Annotated in this window: 25 protein-coding genes; all 25 read left to right on the top strand. The window is 39.9% G+C overall.

Features of this window, described 5'->3' with window-relative positions:
• Positions 1-24: 24 nt before the first annotated feature.
• The 25 genes from BC6307_RS22035 to BC6307_RS21915 all read left to right on the top strand — a co-directional run bounded on the left by BC6307_RS22035 (position 25) and on the right by BC6307_RS21915 (position 23,564).
• Complete coding sequence (locus BC6307_RS22035; RefSeq protein WP_174522381.1) at positions 25-537, top strand: manganese efflux pump MntP; 513 nt, start codon at positions 25-27, stop codon at positions 535-537.
• Positions 538-897: 360 nt separating this feature from the next.
• Positions 898-1,326: a low molecular weight protein arginine phosphatase gene (locus tag BC6307_RS22030; protein WP_412766300.1), complete on the top strand. Its 429-nt coding sequence runs from the start codon at positions 898-900 to the stop codon at positions 1,324-1,326.
• Positions 1,327-1,353: 27 nt separating this feature from the next.
• On the top strand, positions 1,354-2,640 hold the full coding sequence (locus tag BC6307_RS22025) for a methyl-accepting chemotaxis protein (protein ID WP_066418302.1): 1,287 nt from the start codon (positions 1,354-1,356) through the stop codon (positions 2,638-2,640).
• 444 nt (positions 2,641-3,084) lie between these two features.
• Positions 3,085-4,575, top strand: coding sequence for a methyl-accepting chemotaxis protein (locus BC6307_RS22020; RefSeq protein WP_066418303.1), 1,491 nt, complete (start codon positions 3,085-3,087; stop codon positions 4,573-4,575).
• Positions 4,576-4,673: 98 nt separating this feature from the next.
• Positions 4,674-5,111, top strand: coding sequence for a ribose 5-phosphate isomerase B (gene rpiB, locus BC6307_RS22015; RefSeq protein ID WP_066418305.1), 438 nt, complete (start codon positions 4,674-4,676; stop codon positions 5,109-5,111).
• Between the two features lie 61 nt (positions 5,112-5,172).
• Positions 5,173-5,730, top strand: a complete 558-nt coding sequence (locus BC6307_RS22010; RefSeq protein ID WP_066418307.1) for a TIGR01440 family protein — start codon at positions 5,173-5,175, stop codon at positions 5,728-5,730.
• Positions 5,731-5,820: 90 nt separating this feature from the next.
• Positions 5,821-6,342, top strand: coding sequence for an RNA polymerase sigma factor (locus BC6307_RS22005; RefSeq protein WP_066418309.1), 522 nt, complete (start codon positions 5,821-5,823; stop codon positions 6,340-6,342).
• Complete coding sequence (locus BC6307_RS22000; protein WP_066418312.1) at positions 6,335-7,336, top strand: anti-sigma factor; 1,002 nt, start codon at positions 6,335-6,337, stop codon at positions 7,334-7,336. The genes BC6307_RS22005 and BC6307_RS22000 overlap by 8 nt, the downstream gene beginning before the upstream one ends.
• A gap of 128 nt (positions 7,337-7,464) precedes the next feature.
• Positions 7,465-8,706: a serine hydroxymethyltransferase gene (locus tag BC6307_RS21995; protein ID WP_066418314.1), complete on the top strand. Its 1,242-nt coding sequence runs from the start codon at positions 7,465-7,467 to the stop codon at positions 8,704-8,706.
• Positions 8,707-8,852: 146 nt separating this feature from the next.
• Positions 8,853-9,482, top strand: coding sequence for a uracil phosphoribosyltransferase (gene upp, locus BC6307_RS21990; protein ID WP_066418319.1), 630 nt, complete (start codon positions 8,853-8,855; stop codon positions 9,480-9,482).
• 55 nt (positions 9,483-9,537) lie between these two features.
• The gene (locus BC6307_RS21985; RefSeq protein WP_066418327.1) at positions 9,538-9,828 is read left to right on the top strand and encodes a hypothetical protein; all 291 of its coding nucleotides are present in this window, start codon (positions 9,538-9,540) and stop codon (positions 9,826-9,828) included.
• 456 nt (positions 9,829-10,284) lie between these two features.
• A complete protein-coding gene (locus BC6307_RS25615) occupies positions 10,285-12,528 on the top strand; it encodes a S8 family serine peptidase (RefSeq protein WP_066418332.1) in 2,244 nt (747 codons plus the stop codon).
• Positions 12,529-12,915: 387 nt separating this feature from the next.
• Positions 12,916-13,134: an AtpZ/AtpI family protein gene (locus BC6307_RS21975; protein ID WP_066418334.1), complete on the top strand. Its 219-nt coding sequence runs from the start codon at positions 12,916-12,918 to the stop codon at positions 13,132-13,134.
• A gap of 2 nt (positions 13,135-13,136) precedes the next feature.
• Positions 13,137-13,520 carry an ATP synthase subunit I gene (locus tag BC6307_RS21970; protein ID WP_066418337.1) on the top strand — a complete coding sequence of 128 codons (384 nt, stop codon included), beginning with the start codon at positions 13,137-13,139 and terminating at the stop codon, positions 13,518-13,520.
• Between the two features lie 6 nt (positions 13,521-13,526).
• A complete protein-coding gene (gene atpB / locus BC6307_RS21965; protein WP_066418340.1) occupies positions 13,527-14,276 on the top strand; it encodes a F0F1 ATP synthase subunit A in 750 nt (249 codons plus the stop codon).
• Between the two features lie 60 nt (positions 14,277-14,336).
• Positions 14,337-14,543 carry a F0F1 ATP synthase subunit C gene (gene atpE, locus BC6307_RS21960; RefSeq protein WP_066418341.1) on the top strand — a complete coding sequence of 69 codons (207 nt, stop codon included), beginning with the start codon at positions 14,337-14,339 and terminating at the stop codon, positions 14,541-14,543.
• Between the two features lie 243 nt (positions 14,544-14,786).
• Positions 14,787-15,308, top strand: coding sequence for a F0F1 ATP synthase subunit B (gene atpF / locus BC6307_RS21955; RefSeq protein ID WP_280522909.1), 522 nt, complete (start codon positions 14,787-14,789; stop codon positions 15,306-15,308).
• Positions 15,305-15,847 (top strand): F0F1 ATP synthase subunit delta, encoded by a 543-nt coding sequence (locus BC6307_RS21950; RefSeq protein ID WP_066418344.1) that lies wholly within the window; start codon positions 15,305-15,307, stop codon positions 15,845-15,847. Before atpF ends, BC6307_RS21950 begins: the two co-directional genes overlap by 4 nt.
• A gap of 18 nt (positions 15,848-15,865) precedes the next feature.
• The gene (atpA, locus tag BC6307_RS21945) at positions 15,866-17,380 is read left to right on the top strand and encodes a F0F1 ATP synthase subunit alpha (protein ID WP_066418346.1); all 1,515 of its coding nucleotides are present in this window, start codon (positions 15,866-15,868) and stop codon (positions 17,378-17,380) included.
• Between the two features lie 85 nt (positions 17,381-17,465).
• Positions 17,466-18,323, top strand: coding sequence for a F0F1 ATP synthase subunit gamma (locus BC6307_RS21940; RefSeq protein ID WP_066418348.1), 858 nt, complete (start codon positions 17,466-17,468; stop codon positions 18,321-18,323).
• Between the two features lie 59 nt (positions 18,324-18,382).
• A complete protein-coding gene (gene atpD, locus BC6307_RS21935; RefSeq protein ID WP_066418351.1) occupies positions 18,383-19,801 on the top strand; it encodes a F0F1 ATP synthase subunit beta in 1,419 nt (472 codons plus the stop codon).
• Positions 19,802-19,826: 25 nt separating this feature from the next.
• Positions 19,827-20,228: a F0F1 ATP synthase subunit epsilon gene (locus BC6307_RS21930; RefSeq protein WP_066418353.1), complete on the top strand. Its 402-nt coding sequence runs from the start codon at positions 19,827-19,829 to the stop codon at positions 20,226-20,228.
• A gap of 1,114 nt (positions 20,229-21,342) precedes the next feature.
• Complete coding sequence (locus tag BC6307_RS21925) at positions 21,343-21,717, top strand: NADH-quinone oxidoreductase subunit A (protein ID WP_066420492.1); 375 nt, start codon at positions 21,343-21,345, stop codon at positions 21,715-21,717.
• Entirely contained in the window at positions 21,708-22,220 is a 513-nt protein-coding gene (locus tag BC6307_RS21920; RefSeq protein WP_066420496.1) for a NuoB/complex I 20 kDa subunit family protein, read from the top strand. The genes BC6307_RS21925 and BC6307_RS21920 overlap by 10 nt, the downstream gene beginning before the upstream one ends.
• Positions 22,221-22,223: 3 nt before the next feature.
• Positions 22,224-23,564, top strand: a complete 1,341-nt coding sequence (locus tag BC6307_RS21915; RefSeq protein WP_066420498.1) for an NADH-quinone oxidoreductase subunit C — start codon at positions 22,224-22,226, stop codon at positions 23,562-23,564.
• Positions 23,565-23,566: the final 2 nt, after the last annotated feature.

Below are 23,566 nucleotides of genomic sequence, written 5' to 3'. Positions count from 1 at the left end.
GAAGAACTCATAACTCTATTTATTATGGCAGTTGCTCTAGGAATGGATGCCTTTTCCGTTGGGCTAGGGATGGGAATGATTAAATTAAGATTAAGGCAAATATTTTACATAGGGGTTACAATTGGAATTTTTCATATCATTATGCCGCTCGGAGGTATGTTCGTAGGAAAGCTGCTGTCAGAAAAATTCGGTGCGCTAGCAACATGGGCGGGTGGCATTTTATTAATTCTTCTCGGCTTACAAATGATGATTGCCTCCTTTAAAAAGGATGATAAACCGTTTATTACCCCAGTAGGCTTCGGATTAATCCTTTTTGCCTTAAGTGTCAGCATGGACAGCTTTTCTGTCGGATTAAGCGTAGGCATATACGGTGCAAAAGTATTTTTAACCGTAATGATGTTCGGAATCGTCAGTATGATATTAACGTGGATCGGACTTCTTTCAGGGAAAAAGCTACAAGGTTGGCTTGGCTCCTACAGCGAAGCACTAGGTGGCAGCATTTTACTAGCATTCGGAATTAAATTACTATTGCCGTAAAAGCAAGGTGTATGCCTTGCTTTTTTTGTGCGTTAAAAAGGTTCGTATCTGCGTCAATAAATTTCTCAAGTGCGTCAAAAGTCCGAACCACCGTCAATAACCCGTTCAGGTCCGCCCAAAATCTCCCCGTAACTGCATGAAAACCTGTAATAAACATCTATCCCATGACGATAAAGAGGAATCCCCATCCAAAACTCTAAAAATCTTATTACTTTTTACCTAATTTTTGCTATCTAGTACATAAACATTTATTGAAATATGCCGAAATAAAGTATATAAAAGTTTTCATACTTTTTTTCTGTTCTTCTCCGAACTTGGACTATAATAGTATTAAACAATAACATCGAGGAGGACATGAAAATGAATATTTTATTTGTATGTACAGGAAATACTTGTCGAAGCCCAATGGCAGAAGCGATTTTATATAGTAAAAAACTACCGGGTGTGGAAGTGAAATCAGCAGGGATTTATGCGAATTCTGGTAGTGCTCCGTCTCCACAAGCGCAAATAGTATTGGAAGAGCAGGGTATAGCTTTTGATCATCGTTCGACAGCTCTGTCAGAAGAGCATATTGAATGGGCGACCTACATTTTAACAATGACAAATCAGCATAAACAATCCATTACTTATCAATATCCGCATGCACAGGGGAAAACGTTCTCATTAAAGGAATTTGCAGACGAAGATGGCGATATAATCGATCCGTTTGGCGGCAGTGTACCTTTGTATGAACAAACATTTAAAGAACTAAAGAGATTAATTGAACAGATAGTAGAAAAAAAGTTGTAGGCAGGGGAAATTTGGGAGGGAAGAAGCTTGAAGGAGAAAAAAATATTTACCTTTAGTTTGCGTTGGAAGTTAGTTATTTTTACTACAGTTTTAGCAGCGATTACGTATAGTGTGAGTGGTTTCTTCATTTACGTTGTGGCAGATTATGTATCATTTTTAAATGAAGTCTCGTTTACGATCATTACATTAACGTTAGGTGTTATTTGGTCGGGAATATTAGCTTACGTCGCTGCACAATATTTAACGAAGCCATTACATCAAATTCAAGTAGTTGCAGAAAAAGCAGCGAATGGTGATTTAACAGAAGACGTTCCTGTAGTTCAATCACGTGATGAAATTCAAGCGCTTGGGACGTCATTCAACTTAATGCTTCATAACTTAAGAGAAATGGTTCAACATATTGAACAAAACTTCGATGAAACGAACAAAAAGGTAATGCATATTTCATCCGTTTCCTCTCAAGCCTCTGAACAAGCAGACAACATTGCAGTAACGATAGAAGAAATTGCAAAAGGGGCAGAAAGTTCTGCTGCCTCTGTACAAGATACAGCAGAGTCTGTAGAAAATGTTATTCAAATTGCGGATGAAGTACATACAAAAGCAACGTCATCTGAGCAATTATCGCAAGAAATGGTGCAAGATTTAAATGAAAGCAAAGAAATCATTCACTCTCTTGTGTCTGGTATTCATAATCTAGCAGAAAATAATAGCGCATCATTAAAAGCGGTAGAAAGATTAGAACAACATGCGAAAGAAGTGGAACATATCATTTCATTAGTCGGCACTATTGCCGGGCAAACGAACCTTTTAGCATTGAACGCATCCATCGAAGCAGCTCGAGCTGGTGAACATGGTCGTGGATTTGCAGTTGTTGCGGATGAAGTTCGTTCACTTGCGGACGAAAGTGCAAAAGCAGTACAAGCTATCTCCGATTTGATCCAAAACATACAAGTGGAAGTAAAAAATGTCGTTGCTCGCATAAAAGAACAAGTAAAAGTAGCAAATGTTGAGGCAGACAAAGGGACAAAAACGAACGAAGTAATTGCCGAAATGCAACAGTCTGTCATGGAAGTAGCCGACGCGGTAAAACATATAGCGGATTTAGTGAACAGACAAATGGAAGTCATTCAAGTAACATCCCGACAATCACAAGAAGTAGCAGCAATCGCAGAAGAAACATCAGCGGGTGCAGAAGAAGTAACAGCAGCTACACAAGAACAAGCAACATTAATCAATGATATTGAAGGCATCTCCGAAGAGCTTGCCACCCAAGCAAACCGCCTAAAACAAACGATAGAAAAATTTCATATTTAAACAACTAATAAAACCTTAGCTTTCAAAAGAGATAAATACACTTATTATTTCTAATAGCTGAGGTTTTTTTGATAAATAACGGTAAATGATAATGGTTGGTTCGCCTTAGAACTGTTACAATATTTTACCTTAAAAGATTTAGAACCGTGAGTGGAACGGAGCGGAAGGTGCGAGACTCCAGCGGGGGAAGCGTGAGTCTTGAGACCCCGCACGAGCGAAAGCGAGGAGGAGGCTCAAGCCACGCCCGCGGCGACGCACAGGACGTGCTAGTGTCGACCGTGCGACAGGACGTCGCGGTACGGTCGACCAAGCGAGTACATGCAGCGAAGTGAAGCGGAACTATGGTAGCCGGTATTTCCGCTATTTGCAATAAAGAACTGGATCAAAGGGGAGGTCCAAGTTCTAGATTTAACAAACTACAGTTACTAAAAGGGGTACTTCTATATGACGGAACGTTCACAAAAATTAGACCAACTAAAAAAAGAAGACATTACAAGAAAAAACAAACTTATCAATCTCGTTACATTCATATCAGTACTTCTAGCCTTAGTAGTGGAAATATCCATTCTACAACCGTTAGCGGTCATCCTAACAATCGGCATAGGTGGAGCTATATTTATATCGGCTCTATCGCTCTTTATAAAAAAAGAAATATTCCTAATGCAAACGCCTTATATAGCTATTGGTGGGATTGCTATAGTCGTCTACCTTATTATGTCTGTTTCCTCATCGTTACCAATTATGCTATTACCACTATACATCATGACCGCAGCTGCTATATATAATACACGGAATACGCTAATCGTTGGAACAGTTGCTTCTTTATTGCTTAGCGCTCTTTACTTTATAACAACAAGTGCTGATTTAGGTATGGACTTGAAAAACTTAGTCATTTTCTATTTAATTTTCATCGTCATTACGTTAACGCTCTTTTTCCAAAACAGCGTGTCTCAAAAGCAAAATGTAGAAATCCAAAAACTACAAGAAGAAACAGAAAACATGTTACAAAAGCTACAACATCAAGCTAGTGTAATCGGTGATAAAGCGACAACTATAGGTGAAAACCTCACAAACATTCGTAAACAAGGAGAAACACAAGGTTATACTTTTAATGAAATGGTAATAGCCGTAAACGAAATATCTTCCGGAATGAACACACAAAGTGCAACGGCTTCTACTATTACTGAATCAATCGAAAGTTTAAACGAAATGGTAAAGCAATTGCTCGAAGGCTCTTCTGTTTTGAAGAAGGAAACGGATAAATCCCAACTCGAAACACAAAATGGTAGTAAAACGGTTGAATTACTTTCTACTAAAATAGTAGACTTTCAGCAAAGTATTCAACTAATGTCGGAAACGATGGAAACATTAGTGGAGAAAATAAAGGAAACGAACGGTTTTACAAATAACATTCAAGAAATCGCAGCACAAACAAACCTTTTAGCGTTGAATGCTTCTATAGAAGCGGCCCGTGCTGGAGAAAGCGGTAAAGGATTTTCGGTCGTGGCGGCTGAAATAAGAAAGCTTTCGGAGCTAACATCTAACACAGCTAATTTAATATCTAACAATCTAGCAAAAGTAAACGAGAGCACCGCCATTACGCAACAGCAAATGAAGGACAATTCATTAAGAATGTTAGAAAGTGTGGAGTTAACGAAAGAAACGAACGGGGTGTTTTTGAAAATTAGCGAAAGTGTAACACAATTAAATAACACCGCTAAGCAATTTGAAGAAATAACACAGCAGCTAGGGGCATCTTCGTTCTCCATTGAAACGTCGGTAAGTGATTTTGCGGCTATTATTGAAGAAACAACCGCTTCATTAGAAGAAATGTCCGCTTCTATAGAAACGCAAAACGAACAATTACATGAGCTCGTTTCTTACGTGCAAAATACAGACAAAGCAACAATGGAGCTGGTGAATAGTTGTAAATAAAACAGACAAACGTTTTCTCCAATTGTAATGATGGATTTTTTTTAACTAGAAGGGTAATATGAAAAAAGAGAAACATACGGTAAAGGAGAATGACAAACATGAAAGTAGCAGTTGCCTCAGATCATGGTGGTATGAATATCCGCAGAGAAATTATTGAACTTTTAAATGAAATGAATATTGAGCACGATGATTTAGGCTGTGAATGTGAAACGAGTGTAGACTATCCAGACTATGCACTACCAGTTGCTCAAAAAGTAGCTTCTGGAGAATACGATCGTGGAATTTTAATTTGTGGAACAGGTATCGGAATGTCTATTGCGGCCAACAAAGTAAAAGGGATTCGTTGCGCACTTGTGCATGATATGTTCAGTGCAAAAGCAACTCGTGAGCATAATAATAGTAACATCCTTGCAATGGGAGAGCGCGTAATCGGACCAGGTTTAGCAAGAGAAATTGCACGCGTTTGGCTTCAAACAGAATTTGAAGGTGGTCGTCACGAAAACCGCGTGAACAAAATTCATGCTGCAGAAAAATAAAAACAAGTAAATGCCCATCGCTAGCTTTGATGGGTTTTTTCTGTAAAAAGGAGTGAGCGTGTTGACAGTTTCGGATTGGAAAAACGAATTAACCGAAATATTAGATGAATTTCAAAAGCAAGCAAATCTTCAAAAGGGGCAAATATTTGTAATTGGCTGTAGTACGAGTGAAATCGTCGGAGAACGAATCGGCACAGCAGGCACGGATGAAGTAGCAGCAATGGTTTATGAAACGCTCTCCCAGTTCAGCAAACAAACGGGTGTCCACCTCGCATTCCAATGTTGCGAACATTTAAATCGAGCACTCGTCGTGCAACGAGAACTTGCAGATACACGTGGATTTGAACAAGTAACCGTTGTTCCAGTCCGTCAAGCGGGTGGAGCAATGGCATCTTATGCGTACCGAAACATGCCAAATGCCGTTATGGTAGAGCATATAAAAGCAGACGGTGGTATTGACATCGGTGACACTTTTATCGGTATGCATATAAAGCATGTGGCTGTACCTGTCCGGGTAAAACGAAAAAACGTTGGCCAAGCACACATCACGTTAGCGACTACCCGTCCAAAGTTAATCGGCGGTGCGAGAGCGATATATGTTTTAGAAGATGGCACTTGAAGCTTTACTCAAGTGCTTTTATTTTTTTAAAAATGTACTGTAACTTTTTCCAACATCGTTCGTTTTCATAATAGATAAGGGGGAGAAAAAGTGGAGAAGCAACGAAGGGAGACGTTGGATACATTATACCGAGCCTACGCGGAACAACTTTATTACTATTTGCAGAAACTGTCAGGCTCACCTTCAGTTGCGGAAGACTTAGTCCAAGAAACGTTTGTGAGAGCGACAATCTCTTTGCATGAATGGAAGGACAATTCCTCAGCGAGAGCATGGTTATATAAAGTTGCACGAAATGCGTATTTAGACACTTGGCGCAAAAAACAGAAATGGCAGTGGGTTCCGTTTTTACAACGTGATGAAATGGTCAGTCCGTATGGAATTCCAGAGATAGAATATGAAAAGAAGCAAAACCACCAATTAGTAGAAGAACTATTTAGTCTCCTCCCCGAGCAATATCGTTCTGTTCTCTATTTAAGAGAAATAGAGAATTATAGTTATGAGGAAATAGCCGAAGTGTTAGAAATGAACGAAGGCCAAGTGAAAATTACGATTCATCGTGCCAGAAAACGACTTCAAGATCTCGGAGAAAGAGAGGAGAAAAAATATGAGTAACTGGACAGAAGAGAAGGAGAAGAAAATATTAACGAAGTATCGATTCACGCTTACTTTTCGGATTCTCCGAATAACAATCGCCGTATTAATCGCATATTTTCTTGTAGTATCGGGAATGAAATGGATCATTATCCAAACAACGAATCCGTTAAAGTACGCTCATGATGCCGACACTATGTTACTAATAACAGAGCCAAATATTCATATTGAATATCGTTTTTGGGTATACCCAGAAATAGACTCTTTTTTTACTCAAACAATAAAGTATCCTATCTATAAGAAAGTTGGAAACGGTGAAATAGAAATTGGGGAAGTAGAAATAAAGAAGAAGCTATTCCAACGTAAGCCAACAATGACTGTAAATAAAAAACCACAATACAGCAATACATTTGAATTTTATTTGCCAGAAGATCCAACGGGGGGAACACCTTTAGATGCTCCAGAAAAACCTGGGCAATGGGAAAAGTTAGAGAAAGTCCATGAAGGTACTGTTGCAGAAATGGCATTTTCGATGGACCGTTATTATAGTATGGAAGAGTTACTAACTTTATTGGAAGGTTATGATATTCATGTTCTTTGGATGCCGTTAAATGTTGGAGAAAGGGCATTTCCTTATATGTCTTCCAGTGGTGGGGAAGAAGGTTATATTAACTACGTACCTGGTCAAGGTCTTGGGATTGGTAGAGTAAGTACGGTAGATGAAGAATATCGCCATTCGATGTCCATCTCTAGACCTTTTGTAGATGGAGCAGAACAAATGAGAGATATTTATTTAGTGAACTTACAAGGGTTGATTGAAGAAAGTACATTCCAAGAACATATATTTACGAAGGAGTATCTTGAAAAGTACTATAAAGGTATAGAGGAAAATGACTTCCAAGTATACGGTGCTGTCGTTACTGGACCGGTAAAGGAACTTTTGAAGCTAAAGGAAGTCGAAGGACTACGAGCGGCCCAAGTAGGGGATGTCACCTTTTGGAATTGGGACGAATAATAATCCGAAAATTTACAGTAGGAAACGCTATCAATCTTCTTTTTTTACTTTCAAAAGTAGCCTCGTACATGATAATATAATGTGGAGAATGAAAAATTTCCGAATAAACGCCAAAGGGGGATTCGAGAATGACATTAGCAAAACAAGATGAACAAGTGTTTAAAGCGATACAAGCAGAACTAGGTAGACAGCGTACGAAAATAGAATTAATTGCATCTGAAAACTTTGTAAGTGAAGCAGTAATGGAGGCACAAGGTTCTGTACTGACAAACAAATATGCAGAGGGATACCCAGGTCGTCGTTATTACGGTGGCTGTGAGCATGTTGACGTAGCAGAAAACATTGCGAGAGATCGTGCGAAAGAAATTTTTGGAGCAGAACATGCAAACGTGCAACCACATTCTGGTGCGCAAGCGAACATGGCAGTTTACTTTACGATTTTAGAGCCGGGAGACACTGTTTTAGGGATGAACCTTTCTCATGGCGGACATTTAACACACGGAAGTCCAGTTAACTTCAGTGGAATTCAATATAATTTCGTTGAATACGGTGTGGACGAAATAACTCATACCATTAATTATGAAGATGTATTAGAAAAGGCGAAATTACATAAACCAAAACTTATCGTTGCGGGTGCAAGTGCATATCCACGTGTTATCGACTTCGCTAAATTCCGTGAAATTGCGGATGAAGTAGGTGCATACCTCATGGTTGATATGGCACACATCGCAGGTTTAGTTGCAGCGGGCTTACACCCTAACCCAGTTCCTTATGCAGATTTCGTTACGACGACTACGCATAAAACGTTACGTGGACCACGTGGTGGAATGATTCTTTGTAAAGAAGAATGGGCGAAGAAGATTGATAAGTCCATTTTCCCTGGAATTCAAGGTGGCCCATTAATGCACGTAATCGCTGCAAAAGCAGTAGCATTCGGTGAAGCATTACAAGACGATTTCAAAGTATATGCACAAAACATTATTGAGAACGCTAAACGTTTAGCTTCTTCTCTAGAAAAAGAAGGGTTAAGTCTTGTTTCTGGTGGAACAGACAACCATTTATTACTTGTAGATGTACGCTCTTTAGGCATTACAGGTAAAGTTGCGGAAAAGGTATTAGACGAAGTAGGTATTACAGTTAACAAAAATACAATTCCATTTGAAACGGAAAGTCCATTCGTAACAAGTGGTATTCGTATTGGAACAGCAGCGGTTACAAGTCGTGGATTCGGTTTAGAAGATATGGACGTGATCGCAGCTCTAATCGCCGAAACGTTAAAAAATCATGAAGATGAAGCGAAGTTAAAAGAAGTAGCAGAAAAAGTAGAACAATTAACTGCTAAATTCACACTATATCCTGAACTAGGATAAGGTTTTTGTAGAGGTCTGATGTTAGACCTCTATTTTTTTTCGTCAATGACTTGAACGATTTGTCGAATTTCTGTAAAATCAGTGAAAGTGTGGACAAAATAGATTCGTGATATAAAATTTTTGATTAGATGAAGGGAGCGCTTTCGATGGCAAAAGTATACGTTTTTGATCATCCGCTAATTCAACATAAACTAACATACATACGAGACGTAAGTACAGGAACGAAGGAATTTCGTGAGCTTGTAGATGAAGTTTCTACATTAATGGCTTTTGAAATTACTCGTGATCTACCACTTCAAGAAGTGGATGTAAATACTCCTGTAGCAACAGCAAAATCAAAAGTATTAGCAGGAAAAAAATTAGGTATTATCCCGATCCTTCGTGCTGGCCTTGGCATGGTAGACGGTATATTAAAGCTAATCCCAGCAGCAAAAGTAGGGCACGTTGGATTATACCGCGACCCTAAAACGTTGCAACCGGTTGAATATTACGTGAAGCTTCCTTCAGATATAGAAGAAAGAGAACTAATAGTAGTGGACCCAATGCTAGCAACAGGTGGATCTGCTGTAGAAGCAATCCATTCCTTGAAAAAACGCGGAGCAAAACATATTAAATTTATGTGCTTAATCGCTGCACCAGAAGGCGTAGAAGTAGTAAAAGAAGCACACCCAGACGTGGACATTTACATCGCAGCACTAGACGAAAAGCTAAACGAAAAAGGCTACATCGTTCCTGGTCTAGGCGACGCTGGCGATAGATTGTACGGTACAAAATAATTTTTACGAGCTTCCCATTTATGGGGAGCTTTTTTTGATGAGGTGGAGGGGATGGATGGTGTGGTTGGCACAAAAGGGGTTGCGGTTGGTGCAAAAGGAAGCTGGGTTGGCACAAAAGGACGCTGGGTTGGCACAAAAAGTGTTGCGATTGGCACAAAAAGTGTTGCGATTGGCGCAAAAGGATGTTGTGGTGGCACAAAAGGGTGTCGGGTTGGCGCAAAAGGAAGCTGGGTTGGCACAAAAGGGTATCGGGTTGGCGCAAAAAGATGTTGGGTTGGCACAAAAGAATGTCGAGTTGGCGCAAAAAGATGTTGAGTTGGCCGAAAAAGTGTTTTGGTTGGCGTGAAAGAGAGTTCAGTTGGCCGAAAAAGTGTTTTGGTTGGCGTGAAAGGGAGCTCAGTTGGCCGAAACAGAGTCGCGGTTGGCGTGAAAGCTAGTTTGGTTGGCACGAATAAAGAAGCGGTCTTTGCCCGAAAGTCCGATTGGTCCCGAATTGCCAAGAGCGTCGACAATTTGTACAGGTGCGTCAAAAAATTCGCGAAGTGCATCAATTATTTCCACAAGTGCCTCATAAACTACGTATAGTGAATTGTTAACCTCCCAAGCGCCTCATAAATCTCAAAGAATCGCATAAAATTTCCTCCCAACTACAACAAAAATTAAAAATCGCCCCGCAAAACCACCTTAAACAGGCCTATCCGTACCCCATTCCCCACCTTCAAAAAAACTTCAATCCACGCTAAACAATCGTTACATATTTCTCCCTCCAAAAACAAACATTAGAAAAGAGGTGGTTAAATTAATGAATTCGTGCCGTCAATTTCTAATAATATCGATAGCTGTTGCATTATTTTTTTCTATTACCCAACGAACGTATGCCTTTCAATATCCAGAACGTCCACCGTTACCCGTTAGTCAACCTATAAGTGATGAAGAAACACAAACGGTTATTATCCGGACAGATGAAGAAATGCATGAGGCAATCCAACAAATCATTGAAACGCAATACCCTACACTCTCTATTAAATATACATACACAGAAGTATTTCACGGATATTCGATAGAGGGACCGGTACTAGAGTTAGAAAAGCTACAGAAAGAGGAAGGGATACTCGATGTTTCACCTGTTTCTATCTACAACCCACACATTGATGAAAGTGTCCCGTTTATTGGTGGGAAAGAAATAAGAGGCATTTTCGATGAGGATGGAGACCGCTTAACAGGTGAGGGTGTTGTAGTAGGGATCATCGACACTGGTATTGATTATACACATCCAGATTTAGCGAGTAATTATATTGGAGGTTATGATTTCGTCGATCAGGACGATGATCCGATGGAAACAAAGCGTGAACAAGGACCTCCAACACTACATGGAACACACGTTGCTGGAATTGTTGCTGCGAATGGAAAGATGATGGGGGTAGCACCAGAGGCGAAAATTATGGCATATCGAGCACTTGGACCAGGTGGGAATGGCACGAGTGAACAAGTTATTGCTGCTATTGAGCGAGCAATTAAAGACGGAGTAGACGTTTTAAATTTATCACTCGGAAACACGATTAACGGTCCAGACTGGCCAACGAGTCTCGCTTTAGATAAAGCAGTCGAAAAAGGCATTGTTGCAGTCACATCGAGTGGGAATTCGGGACCGAACCTTTGGACAGTAGGCTCACCTGGCACGTCAACAAAGGCGATATCCGTCGGAGCGTCCACCCCTCCATTACACATCCCACACATCGCTACTATTTTCTCGAGCGAAGAAGTAGAAATGCTCCCGTTTCAAGGAGCCCCAAAGTGGAATTTAAAACAAGCAAAGTATTACGAGATGGAGTTTGTCGGTCTCGGTGAGAAAAAAGACATAAAAGATGTAGAAGGAAAAGTAGTATTAATCGAACGGGGGAAAATTCCGTTCACTGAAAAAGTGTTAAATGCGAAAGAACAAGGTGCAATTGCTGTTATCATTTATAATAATTTAGAAGGAACGTTTCTTGGGGGACTAGAGATGGAAGTGGACATACCGGTCGTCTCTATTTCGAAAAGTGACGGGGTATTTTTAAAAAACCAATTGAAAAAGAAAAGAAAATTAATGAAAACGAAATACAGATGGCATCGGGATGAAATTGCTTCTTTTAGTTCAAGAGGACCTGTTACACATACGTGGGAAATTAAACCGGACTTAGTTGCGCCTGGAGTTGCAATTGATAGTACCGTACCAAATGGATATATTGCGCTTCAAGGGACGAGCATGGCAGCACCTCATGTTGCAGGAGCAGCAGCATTACTAAAGCAAGCTCATCCAGATTGGGAACCTTCAAAAATAAAAGCGGCATTAATGAATACAACGAAAGTATTAAAAAAAGGGGATGGAGAATTTTATTCTGTTCTCGAGCAAGGAACAGGTCGTATTCAACTAAAAGATGCAATGGAGACAAAGTCTATCATTCAGCCAGGATCCCTTCATTATGGAATTTACGAAAAAATTGATAAGCGAGAAAAGAAAGATGTTATTCTTCAAATAGAAAATGTTAGTGAAAAAGAAGTAAAATATCGTTTCGATATTCCGAAAGCAAACAAAGGAATTATATGGTCGATTCCCCCATCCTTCTCATTGAAACCAGGAGAAATGAAAGAAGTAACAGTTTCACTCGATATTAACCCGGAAAAGTTAGAACCAGGAATGCATGAAGGTCAAATAACGGTGAAAGCAGATGGGCAAGAAATTCGGTTACCTTACTTATTTATGATCGAAGAACCTAACTATCCGAGAATTCAAGGTTTTCAATTTGGATACGGCGATAAAGAAGGTAGCTATCAATATGAAGTATTTGTTCCAGAAGGTGCAGAAGAGTTAGGAATCGCATTATACGAAGGGGACACGCTTCATTTTATCGATTTTCTTGACTGGCAACGAGATGTACCACGAGGATTGCTTAGAAAAGAAATAAGTGGGGAAAAACTGAAAGGTAAAGGATTAGTAAAAGCAGTTATTTTTGCGAAAAGAAAAGAGAAAGAAGATTCCATTGAAGTGGATCTATATTTCGATTAATAAAAAGACGGTGATTTCGAATAAAGAAAAGCTTTTTCACAAAAGTTTTTTTCGAAATCGCCGTTTTTATAGTTGTTTTTAAGTTGGACACAAAATGTTCACAAAGTCAAATTAGAAATGCAGGAAAATCCAATTAAAATCGTGTTAGAATAAAGAGTAAAGTTTTTGGGACTACTATAATACAGTGATTTTTATCACACCATTTAATACCAATAAAGTTTACTGAGAATTTATGTATAACACATTGACATTGACAAAATGCTATTGTATGCTTACAAAGGGTATGAAATGGTAGGGTTTTCATACATTGAAAACACTTGTAAATGTTACATATTTTCATCGAGTTGGACCTCTTTTTTTTGACCACCATTATTGGGGTGATTTAGGATGACTAATGAGAAACACCCTTTCCGTGCAATGGCACTAACTACTAGCATTCTCTCTTACTTAGTTGGCCCTACTTTACTAGGTATTTTTGTAGGAAAGTGGTTAGACGAACAATTCGAAACTCCGCCGTTGTTTTTACTTATCGGTCTCTTTCTGGGACTGGCTACAGGTATATTTGGAATTATGCAATTACTTCGAAAATACTCTTCAGGAGAATGATTATGCCTGATACTAAAATTATGTTTATGCGTCATATAAGGTATTTTCTATTTATAGCAGCCTTATATGTATTAGGATGGGGTTTCACTCCATACCAAGACTGGTTTCTAGGATTACTACTAGGAACAGTTATCAGCTTTTATAACCATTGGCTACTATACCGAAAAGTTAATAAACTTGGAACGGTAGCAGCTGAAGGTGGCAGAATGATGTCACTTGGAACTGTATCAAGGATGGCTGCCGCCGTATTAGGAGTAGTACTAGCCGTAAGATTGCCAGAATATTTAAATCTATACGGAGTAATTATCGGGATTGTGACATCCTATATTGTCATTATCATAGATTCATTTGCAAGAATTTTCATAAGCAGTGGGGAAGAGAGGTGAGTACAGTTGGATCATGGAGCACCGATAAGGGTTGTTAATTTGTTTGGGGATTTTACCATATCCTTTAACCTATCAAACGTTATCATGACAATTATTGCAGCAACAATCGTGTTTCTAGTAGCAGTAATCGGAACACGCACAATAGCATTACGACCAACTGGTATGCAAAACTTCCTGGAATGGCTAGTAGATTTTGTGAAAGGCATCATCAGTAGTACGATGGATTTAAAAACTGGAGCCAGATTTATCACGTTAGGACTAACATTGCTTTTGTTCGTGTTTGTTTCTAACATGCTTGGACTTCCATTAGCTATCGTCTATAACCATGAGTTATGGTGGAAAGCGCCTACTGCCGATCCAGTGATGACATTAACGTTGGCTGTAATGGTCGTTGCATTAACGCACTATTATGGTATTAAACTAAAAGGCTTTAAAGAATACGGTAAGGATTACTTTAGACCGATGCCGTTCTTGTTCCCGTTAAAAATAATTGAAGAGTTCGCAAACACGCTTACTCTTGGATTACGTTTATACGGTAACATGTTTGCAGGAGAAATCTTGCTAGCATTACTAGTAGGACTAGCAGTAAATGGATACGAAGTTGGAATCGCATCTGGTATCGTCGGAACTGTTTTAGCAGCAATTCCTATGATGATTTGGATAGCGTTCAAAATGTTCATCGGATCAATTCAAGCGTTTATCTTTGTAATGTTAACAATGGTTTATATGGCACACAAAGTGAGTCATGACCATTAATTTATAAATTTTTTTTACAAAAATTGAAATTATTTTATACACATAAGGAGGAAATTATCAATGGGAGCTTTAGCAGCAGCAATCGCAATTGGTTTAGCAGCACTAGGTGCAGGTTTCGGTAACGGGATGATCGTTAGTAAAACAGTAGAAGGGATCGCTCGTCAACCTGAGTTAAAGAACGCTCTTCAAACTACAATGTTCATCGGGGTAGCACTAGTAGAGGCTGTTCCTATCATCGCGGTAGTAGTAGCATTCATGGTAATGTAATTTTAGAAAATTAGCTTAAAAAAGGTTCAATAAAGGCGAAGTCCGTCTCACTCGAGAACCTTCGCCTTTCGTTTATACGATGTTTAAGGGAATTACTCCTTTTAACATAAAATAGACGAGAATAGTTTTAATAGAAGAAACTAGCTTTCGTTTGTAAATAGACCATTTATAAACTACACAACTTGGTTGTAGACCAAGTTTTCTCATGTAACGATGTATTCCTTGAAAGGAGTGAAAGCAATGATGAGCAACCTCGACACATTAGTACTTGGTGCTGGTGGTGGTTTAACTCTTGGCGACTCACTTGTCCAATTAACAGTTTTCCTATTATTACTTTGGTTACTACGTAAGTTTGCTTGGGATAAGCTTATGGACATGATGAAGAAACGTGAAAACCATATCTCTAGTGAAATCGATGCGGCTGAAAATAGTAATCGCGAAGCTAAAAAGCTTTTAGAACAGCAACAAGCGTTATTAAAAGAAGCACGCGTTGAAGCGCAAACTCTAGTAGAAAGCGCGAAAAAAATTGGTGAAGACCAAAAGAACGAAATTATTAAATTAGCACAAGAAGAAGCTAATCGCGTAAAAGAAGATGCGAAAAAAGAAATCGAGCAAGAAAAAGAGAAAGCAGTTGTTGCTTTACGTGAGCAGGTAGCATCACTATCTGTCCTAATTGCATCTAAAGTTATTGAAAAAGAACTAAATGAGCAAGATCAACAAAAACTTATCGACGACTACGTTAAACAGGTAGGCGAAGCACGATGAGTAAAAATAGTGCAGCAAAACGTTATGCGTTAGCTCTTTTTCAAATAGCAAAAGAAAACAACACTTTCGATCAATTTGATACAGAATTAGCAGAAGTAAAAGCAGTGTTCGCAACGAACAAAGAATTACAATTAGTGTTAACAAACCCAAAAGTTTTAAAAGAATCAAAGAAGCAAATCATCCGCGAAGGATTTGTAGGCGCTTCTCCATTTATCGTAAATACATTACAGCTTTTAGTAGATCGTCATCGTGAAAATATTGTAGTCGACATGGTCGATGAGTACAAGAAAATAGCGAATGAAGCTCGCAATATAGCAGAAGCTGTCGTTTATTCCGTAAAAGCTCTTTCAGAAGCAGAAAAGCAACAGCTATCCGCTGTGTTTGCTGCAAAAGTAGGAAAAGCATCATTATCCATTGAAAACATCGTCGATCCATCTATTCTAGGTGGCCTTAAAATTCAAATCGGCAACCGCATTTTTGATGGAAGCGTTAGTAGTAAATTAGAACGTCTTGGACGTCAATTAACTTTGAACAGATAGTAGATAGGGGTGAAATTCATGAGCATCAAAGCTGAAGAAATTAGTGCGCTGATAAAAAAGCAAATCGAAAGTTATCAGTCAGAAATCGAAGTTAGCGATGTAGGTACAGTTATTCAAGTAGGTGACGGTATTGCTCGTGCTCATGGCCTCGACAACGTCATGGCTGGAGAACTTGTTGAATTTTCAAACGGTGTTATGGGTCTTGCCCAAAACCTTGAGGAAAACAACGTAGGTATCGTTATTCTTGGTCCTTTCCGCGAAATTAAGGAAGGAGATTCTGTTCGCCGTACTGGCCGTATCATGGAGGTACCAGTAGGTCCAGAATTAATCGGTCGTGTCGTGAATCCATTAGGACAACCTGTGGATGGTCTTGGCCCAATTGAAACAAAGAAAACTCGTCCAATCGAGAGTGCAGCTCCTGGTGTTATGGATCGTAAATCCGTTCATGAGCCACTTCAAACTGGTATTAAAGCGATTGATGCGCTTGTACCAATCGGACGTGGACAACGTGAGTTAATTATCGGTGACCGTCAAACTGGTAAAACTTCCGTTGCAATTGATACAATCTTAAACCAAGCTGACCAAGATATGATTTGTATCTATGTAGCTATCGGTCAAAAAGAATCTACTGTTCGTGGAGTAGTAGAAACTTTACGTAAGCATGGTGCATTAGATTACACAATCGTTGTAACAGCATCTGCTTCTCAACCAGCTCCAATGTTATTCTTAGCACCTTACGCTGGGGTAACAATGGGTGAAGAATTCATGTATAACGGAAAACACGTATTAGTTGTGTATGATGACTTAACGAAACAAGCGTCTGCATACCGTGAGCTTTCCTTACTATTAAAACGTCCTCCAGGTCGTGAAGCTTACCCTGGTGACGTATTCTACCTACACTCTCGTTTATTAGAGCGTGCAGCAAAACTTAGTGATGCAAAAGGATCAGGTTCCCTAACAGCGTTACCATTTATTGAAACGCAAGCTGGTGACGTATCTGCATACATCCCAACAAACGTTATTTCCATCACTGATGGACAAATTTTCTTACAATCAGACTTATTCTTCTCAGGAGTTCGTCCTGCGATCAACGCTGGTTTATCCGTATCCCGTGTTGGTGGATCGGCACAAACAAAAGCGATGAAGAAGGTATCTGGTACACTTCGTCTAGACTTAGCGTCTTTCCGTGAGTTAGAAGCGTTCGCTCAGTTCGGATCTGACCTTGATAAAGCGACACAAGCGAAATTAAATCGTGGTGCTCGTACGGTAGAAGTGTTAAAACAAGGTTTAAACAAACCAATAAAAATGGAAAAACAAGTTGCGATTCTTTACGCATTAACGAAAGGTTTCATCGACGACGTTCCAGTTGAAGATGTAACTCGTTTCGAAGAAGAGTTATTTGTATTCTTAGATCATAACCGTAAAGAAGTATTAGAAGAAATTCGTACTACTGGTGCTTTACCAAAAGACGAAGAAACTCTTAAAGACGCAATCCTTGCATTCAAAAAGACGTTCGTTCCAACTGAAAAGTAATAGATTAAATCGGTGAGACCACAGTAATGATAATCATTGCTGTGGGTTATCGCCATGACAAGGTTACAAAAGGTGGTGAGAACCTTTGGCATCATTACGCGACATAAAAACGAGAATTAACTCAACAAAGAAGACGAGTCAAATTACGAAAGCAATGCAAATGGTATCTGCTTCGAAATTAAATCGTGCAGAAACAAACGCAAAAGCTTTCAACCCATATATGGACAAAATTCAAGAGGTAGTTGCAAGTATCGCACTTGGAAGTACAGATGTAACGCATCCAATGTTACAAACACGTCCTGTAAAACGTACTGGCTACATCGTCATGACTTCTGATCGTGGATTAGCAGGTGCTTATAACAGTAATATTTTACGTACTGTATACCAAACAATCCAAAAGCGACACAAGTCTCAAGATGAGTACGCAGTAATTGCCATCGGTCGAGTTGGCCGCGATTTCTTCAAAACACGTAATATCCCTGTATATTCCGAAATCACGGGATTAGGGGACCACGTATCGTTTGCGGAGATTAAAGATATCGCGAGTCAAGCAGTTGGTATGTTTGCAGATGAGACTTTTGATGAGTTATACATCTATTACAACCACTTCGTAAGTGCAATTTCACAAGAAGTAACAGAGAAAAAACTACTTCCACTATCGGACTTAGCTCAAGACTCTAAACTTACTTCTTATGAATTTGAACCATCTCAAGACGCTATTTTAGAAGTTTTACTTCCGCAATACGCAGAAAGTTTAATTTACGGTGCTTTACTTGACGCAAAAGCTAGTGAACACGCAGCACGTATGACGGCAATGCAAAGTGCGACAGATAACGCGAAAGAGCTTATCCGTGACCTTACACTTGTTTACAACCGTGCACGTCAAGCAGCGATTACACAAGAAATTACCGAGATTACAGCTGGTGCGGCTGCATTAGAATAGAATAAAAAAGATTCGGACATAAAAAGTTGAACGGTAAAAGTAAGATAGGAGGGAAAACGATGAAAGGACGCGTTACTCAAATCATGGGTCCAGTAGTAGACGTAAAGTTCGAAAGTGGACATCTTCCTGAAATTTACAACGCTCTAAAAATTAATCATAAAGCACGTAGCGCTAATGAAGTTGATATCGAATTAACTTTAGAAGTTGCCCTTCACTTAGGGGACGATTCAGTTCGTACAATCGCTATGGCTTCTACTGATGGTGTCGTTCGTGGCATGGAAGTAGAAGATACAGGTTCTCCTATTTCTGTACCAGTAGGAGACGTAACATTAGGTCGTGTATTCAACGTATTAGGGGAAAACATCGACTTAGATACACCAGTTGCAGCAGGCGCTCGTCGTGATCCAATTCATAGAACAGCACCTACATTTGAGCAACTTTCTACAGACGTAGAAATCCTTGAAACTGGTATTAAAGTAGTAGACTTACTTGCTCCATACATTAAAGGTGGAAAAATCGGTCTATTCGGTGGTGCCGGTGTAGGTAAAACAGTATTAATCCAGGAGCTTATCAACAACATCGCTCAAGAACACGGTGGTATTTCCGTATTCGCAGGTGTTGGAGAACGTACTCGTGAAGGTAATGACCTTTACCACGAAATGAGCGACTCTGGCGTTATCGGCAAAACAGCGATGGTATTCGGTCAGATGAACGAACCACCTGGAGCGCGTATGCGTGTTGCCTTAACTGGTCTTACAATGGCGGAATATTTCCGTGATGAGCAAGGTCAGGACGTTCTATTCTTTATCGATAACATCTTCCGTTTCACACAAGCAGGTTCAGAGGTTTCTGCCCTACTAGGCCGTATGCCATCTGCCGTTGGTTACCAACCAACACTTGCTACTGAAATGGGTCAATTACAGGAGCGTATCACGTCTACAGCTGTCGGTTCTGTTACATCGATCCAAGCGATCTACGTACCAGCCGATGACTATACGGATCCAGCTCCAGCAACAACGTTCGCTCACTTAGATGCGACAACAAACTTAGAGCGTAAATTATCTGAGATGGGTATTTATCCTGCGGTAGACCCACTTGCTTCAACTTCTCGTGCATTATCACCTGAAGTAGTAGGAGATGATCATTACGCAGTAGCTCGTGAAGTACAGTCTACTTTACAACGTTACAGAGAATTACAAGATATCATTGCAATCCTAGGTATGGACGAGTTAACAGATGATGACAAATTAACTGTTCACCGTGCTCGTCGTATCCAATTCTTCTTATCTCAAAACTTCCACGTTGCTGAGCAGTTCACTGGACAAAAAGGTTCTTACGTTCCTGTTCAAGAAACGGTTAAAGGTTTCCGTGAAATTCTTGACGGTAAATACGACCACCTTCCAGAAGATGCATTCCGCTTAGTTGGACGCATTGAAGAAGTAGTGGAAAAAGCGAAGTCAATGGGTGTAGAAGTTTAATTAAACGGACCTAGGAGGGAATGAAATGAAGACGTTAACTGTCAGTGTAGTAACTCCCGATGGCCCGGTTTATGAATCTGATGCAGAAATGGTCGTATCAAAAACTCTTGAAGGTGAGCTCGGGGTTTTACCAGGACATATTCCAATGGTAGCTCCTTTACAAATCGGAGCTGTTCGCGTGAAAAATGCGAATACTACGGATCTTGTTGCTGTTAGTGGTGGATTCCTTGAAGTACGACCTGACAAGGTAACAATCCTAGCACAAGCGGCAGAGACTTCAAAGGACATTGATGTTACCCGTGCGGAAGAAGCTAGAAAGCGTGCGGAAAGTCGTATGCAATCTAAACAAGATGACATCGACTTCCGTCGTGCAGAACTAGCACTTAAACGCGCAATCAACCGTCTAAACGTTGCTAAACGCAGCTAATTATATAACTATTGATACCTAACCTCGTTGGTCTGCTTATAGAAGCAGATTGGCGGGGTTTTTTATTGTTCGGAGTAGAAAAAATGCGGACATTTATGTTAATGTGGCTTTATGTAAACAATCAAAGTGTTTATGTGTGTCAGGTGGAGGTTTATGTGCAATATCAAAGTGTTTATGTGCATTATGTGGAGATTTATGTTCAATAACCCCAAAAATATGTGCAACATCCATTCATTTCTGTTCTCGTGAAAAGTTTATGTGCAATATCAAAGTGTTTATGTGCATTATGTGGAGATTTATGTTCAATAAACCCAAAAATATGTGCAACATCCATTCATTTCTGTTCTCGGGAAAAGTTTATGTGCAATAACAAAGTGTTTCTGTGCATTACATGGAGATTTATGTTCAATATCCACCGAAATATGTGCAACATCCATTCATTTCTGTTCTCGGGAAAAGTTTATGTGCACTATCAAAGTGTTTCTGTGCATTATGTGGAGATTTATGTTCAATAAACCCAAAAATATGTGCAACATCCATTCATTTCTGTTCACTGTAAAAGTTTATGTGCACTATCAAAGTGTTTCTGTGCATTACATGGAGATTTATGTTCAATATCCGCAAGAATATGTGCAACATCGATTCATTTCTGTGTTCTGAGCACATTTATGTGGGTTATCAAAGTGTTTCTGTGTATTACACGGGAAATTATGAGCATTAACCCCAAAAATATGTGCATCATCTATTCCTAAGCCGAATTCCGGTTCTCACATGTCTTTCATTCAGATCCGGCTCCACCCCATCAAACTGTTATCACTATACAATCTATTCACCCTAAAAAATTTCTCCATGTCTATTATCTTTATCACATCTCCAACTCTAGTTAACTCTATCTTATATGCTGTTCCCATTACCCAAAATTGCGGTACCACTAGTGTTCATCAATTTCCACTATTTTCACCTCATAAATGTGAAATAACAAACATACGATTTCTATGTGGCACTTGTACATCTTATGTCGACACAGATATTGGTATTTGGTATAATTGTTATCGGTTACATTATTTAATATTCAGATGAATTTGAAAAAATGAAAAGCTTTGGAGGGGGCGGCATGAGTCTACTTAACTTATATCAAAATAACTATTTGATTGTGATCGTGTTCTTGCTATTAGGCGTGTTACTTCCTATCGTTGCTTTAACGGCAGGTAGGTTTTTAAGACCACATGCTCCAAACGCAGCAAAGCAAACAACGTATGAAAGTGGTATCGACCCGTTTCACGATTCACGTGTTCAGTTTAATGTTCGATATTACATTTTCGCATTACTGTTTGTCATCTTTGATGTAGAAACCGTATTTTTATATCCATGGGCTGTTGCTTATGAGAAGCTAGGAGTCTTTGCATTAATTGAAATGCTTATCTTCGTTGTTATGCTTCTTATCGGACTTATCTATGCATGGAAGAAGAAGGTGTTAAAATGGACCTAAATTTAGAGAATATTTCACCAGAGGAAATGGAAGAGTTAAAGCAAACTGTATTTCTTACCACGTTAGAAGAGCTAAAAGCATGGGCGCGAAGTAATTCAATTTGGCCAATGACGTTTGGTTTAGCTTGTTGTGCAATTGAAATGATGGGAGTTGGATCGTCTCACTACGACTTAGATCGTTTTGGGTCGTTTTTCCGTACATCTCCTCGTCAGTCAGATTGCATGATTGTATCAGGTACCGTTACGAAAAAAATGGCGCCTGTTTTAAAACGTTTATATGATCAAATGCCTGAGCCGAAATGGGTCATAGCGATGGGGTCCTGTGCGACTGCTGGCGGTCCATATATTAAATCCTATTCCGTAGTAAAAGGAGTGGACCAAATAGTACCGGTTGACGTATATATTCCAGGTTGTCCTCCAAATCCTGCGGCTCTTATTTATGGAATTAACAAACTGAGAGAAAAGATTCGCTATGAAGCAAAGACTGGGAAGAAGGTGATCTAGTCCATGAGCGATGAGAAAAGTTTAGAAGAATTAAAGAAGGAAGCAGCTGCGAAGGCGAAAGCGGCAGCTCTTGCTAAAATGAAAGCTAAACAAGAAGAAGCAGAAGCAAGGGATGAATCCCCTTCTGAAGAAGAAAGCGACCTCGACTTAGCGAAGAAAAAAGCAGCAGCGGCAGCGAAAGCAAAGGCGGCTGCACTAGCGAAGCAAAAGGCGAAAGAAGCTGAAACTCAAGAAGAAGCACCATCCGCAGAAGAAGAAAGCGACCTTGACTTAGCAAAGAAAAAAGCAGCGGCGGCAGCAAAAGCGAAGGCAGCGGCATTAGCGAAACAAAAGGCGAAAGAAGCAACTGAGGCAGAAGCAGGCAGTAGTGATTCGGATGATGACAAGGAAAAAGCAATTGCATTAGCAAAAGCAAAAGCGGCGGCAGCGGCGAAAGCAAAGGCAGCAGCGTTAGCGAAGCAAAAACGTGAAGGCGATGCAGAGGAAAGCGAAGACGCATCGGATGACAAGGAAAAAGCAATTGCATTAGCAAAAGCAAAAGCAGCAGCGGCGGCAAAGGCAAAGGCGGCCGCACTAGCGAAGCAAAAACGTGACGGTGGAGCAACTGATGGAGACCCATCAGATGAAAAAGCAAAAGCGGCTGCAGCAGCAAAAGCAAAAGCAGCAGCGGCGGCGAAAGCAAAGGCGGCCGCACTAGCGAAGCAACAGCGTGACGGCGGAGCAACTAGCGGAGACGCATCAGATGAAAAAGCAAAAGCAATCGCAGCAGCAAAGGCAAAAGCAGCGGCGGCGGCAAAAGCAAAAGCAGCTGCAGCAGCGAAGGTAGGCGGCAAAGCGGCAACAGAAGCGGAACCGGAAAAGCCATCGCCTAACCAAAAATATTTAGATAAATATTTAAAAGTTATTCAAGAGCATTTAGGAGAAGATGTGCTTGAAGAGTCCTATATTAATAGACTATCGAAAGACGTGCCAACATTAATAGTGAAGCGAGAAAGCTATTTTAAGCTAGCAGAGTTCTTAAGATACAATGAACAGCTCGGTTTTGAATATTTGTCTGAGTTACATGGAACTGATTTTGAGACACATATGGAAATATATATACACTTATATTCCTATAAAAATAGTCAATCCGTTGCTGTAAAGGTGAAAGTAGACCGGGACAATCCAGAGATTCCATCTCTCCAACCAGTTTGGGCGGGAGCAGATTGGCCAGAGCGTGAAGCGTATGACTTATTAGGAATTATTTTTACAGGTCATCCGAACTTAACGCGAATTATGATGCCGGATGATTGGGTTGGATATCCATTACGTAAAGATTATGAGCCGTTTGATGTGGAGGTGTAGCA

It is taken from the genome of Sutcliffiella cohnii, assembly GCF_002250055.1.
GTDB lineage: Bacteria > Bacillota > Bacilli > Bacillales > Bacillaceae_I > Sutcliffiella > Sutcliffiella cohnii.
The sequence above is the reverse complement of the archived record's forward strand: the minus strand, read 5'-3'. Positions and strand labels throughout refer to the sequence as shown.

What these genes read in the sequence shown, in the direction of transcription:
- BC6307_RS22035 (WP_174522381.1), top strand. Translation starts at nt 25, where the DNA reads ATGGCAGTTGCTCTAGGAATGGATGCCTTTTCCGTTGGGCTAGGGATG.
- BC6307_RS22030 (WP_412766300.1), top strand. Translation starts at nt 898, where the DNA reads ATGAATATTTTATTTGTATGTACAGGAAATACTTGTCGAAGCCCAATG.
- BC6307_RS22020 (WP_066418303.1), top strand. Translation starts at nt 3,085, where the DNA reads ATGACGGAACGTTCACAAAAATTAGACCAACTAAAAAAAGAAGACATT.
- rpiB (WP_066418305.1), top strand. Translation starts at nt 4,674, where the DNA reads ATGAAAGTAGCAGTTGCCTCAGATCATGGTGGTATGAATATCCGCAGA.
- BC6307_RS22000 (WP_066418312.1), top strand. Translation starts at nt 6,335, where the DNA reads ATGAGTAACTGGACAGAAGAGAAGGAGAAGAAAATATTAACGAAGTAT.
- BC6307_RS21995 (WP_066418314.1), top strand. Translation starts at nt 7,465, where the DNA reads ATGACATTAGCAAAACAAGATGAACAAGTGTTTAAAGCGATACAAGCA.
- upp (WP_066418319.1), top strand. Translation starts at nt 8,853, where the DNA reads ATGGCAAAAGTATACGTTTTTGATCATCCGCTAATTCAACATAAACTA.
- BC6307_RS21985 (WP_066418327.1), top strand. Translation starts at nt 9,538, where the DNA reads ATGGTGTGGTTGGCACAAAAGGGGTTGCGGTTGGTGCAAAAGGAAGCT.
- BC6307_RS25615 (WP_066418332.1), top strand. Translation starts at nt 10,285, where the DNA reads ATGAATTCGTGCCGTCAATTTCTAATAATATCGATAGCTGTTGCATTA.
- BC6307_RS21975 (WP_066418334.1), top strand. Translation starts at nt 12,916, where the DNA reads ATGACTAATGAGAAACACCCTTTCCGTGCAATGGCACTAACTACTAGC.
- BC6307_RS21970 (WP_066418337.1), top strand. Translation starts at nt 13,137, where the DNA reads ATGCCTGATACTAAAATTATGTTTATGCGTCATATAAGGTATTTTCTA.
- atpE (WP_066418341.1), top strand. Translation starts at nt 14,337, where the DNA reads ATGGGAGCTTTAGCAGCAGCAATCGCAATTGGTTTAGCAGCACTAGGT.
- atpF (WP_280522909.1), top strand. Translation starts at nt 14,787, where the DNA reads ATGAGCAACCTCGACACATTAGTACTTGGTGCTGGTGGTGGTTTAACT.
- BC6307_RS21950 (WP_066418344.1), top strand. Translation starts at nt 15,305, where the DNA reads ATGAGTAAAAATAGTGCAGCAAAACGTTATGCGTTAGCTCTTTTTCAA.
- atpA (WP_066418346.1), top strand. Translation starts at nt 15,866, where the DNA reads ATGAGCATCAAAGCTGAAGAAATTAGTGCGCTGATAAAAAAGCAAATC.
- atpD (WP_066418351.1), top strand. Translation starts at nt 18,383, where the DNA reads ATGAAAGGACGCGTTACTCAAATCATGGGTCCAGTAGTAGACGTAAAG.
- BC6307_RS21930 (WP_066418353.1), top strand. Translation starts at nt 19,827, where the DNA reads ATGAAGACGTTAACTGTCAGTGTAGTAACTCCCGATGGCCCGGTTTAT.
- BC6307_RS21925 (WP_066420492.1), top strand. Translation starts at nt 21,343, where the DNA reads ATGAGTCTACTTAACTTATATCAAAATAACTATTTGATTGTGATCGTG.
- BC6307_RS21920 (WP_066420496.1), top strand. Translation starts at nt 21,708, where the DNA reads ATGGACCTAAATTTAGAGAATATTTCACCAGAGGAAATGGAAGAGTTA.
- BC6307_RS21915 (WP_066420498.1), top strand. Translation starts at nt 22,224, where the DNA reads ATGAGCGATGAGAAAAGTTTAGAAGAATTAAAGAAGGAAGCAGCTGCG.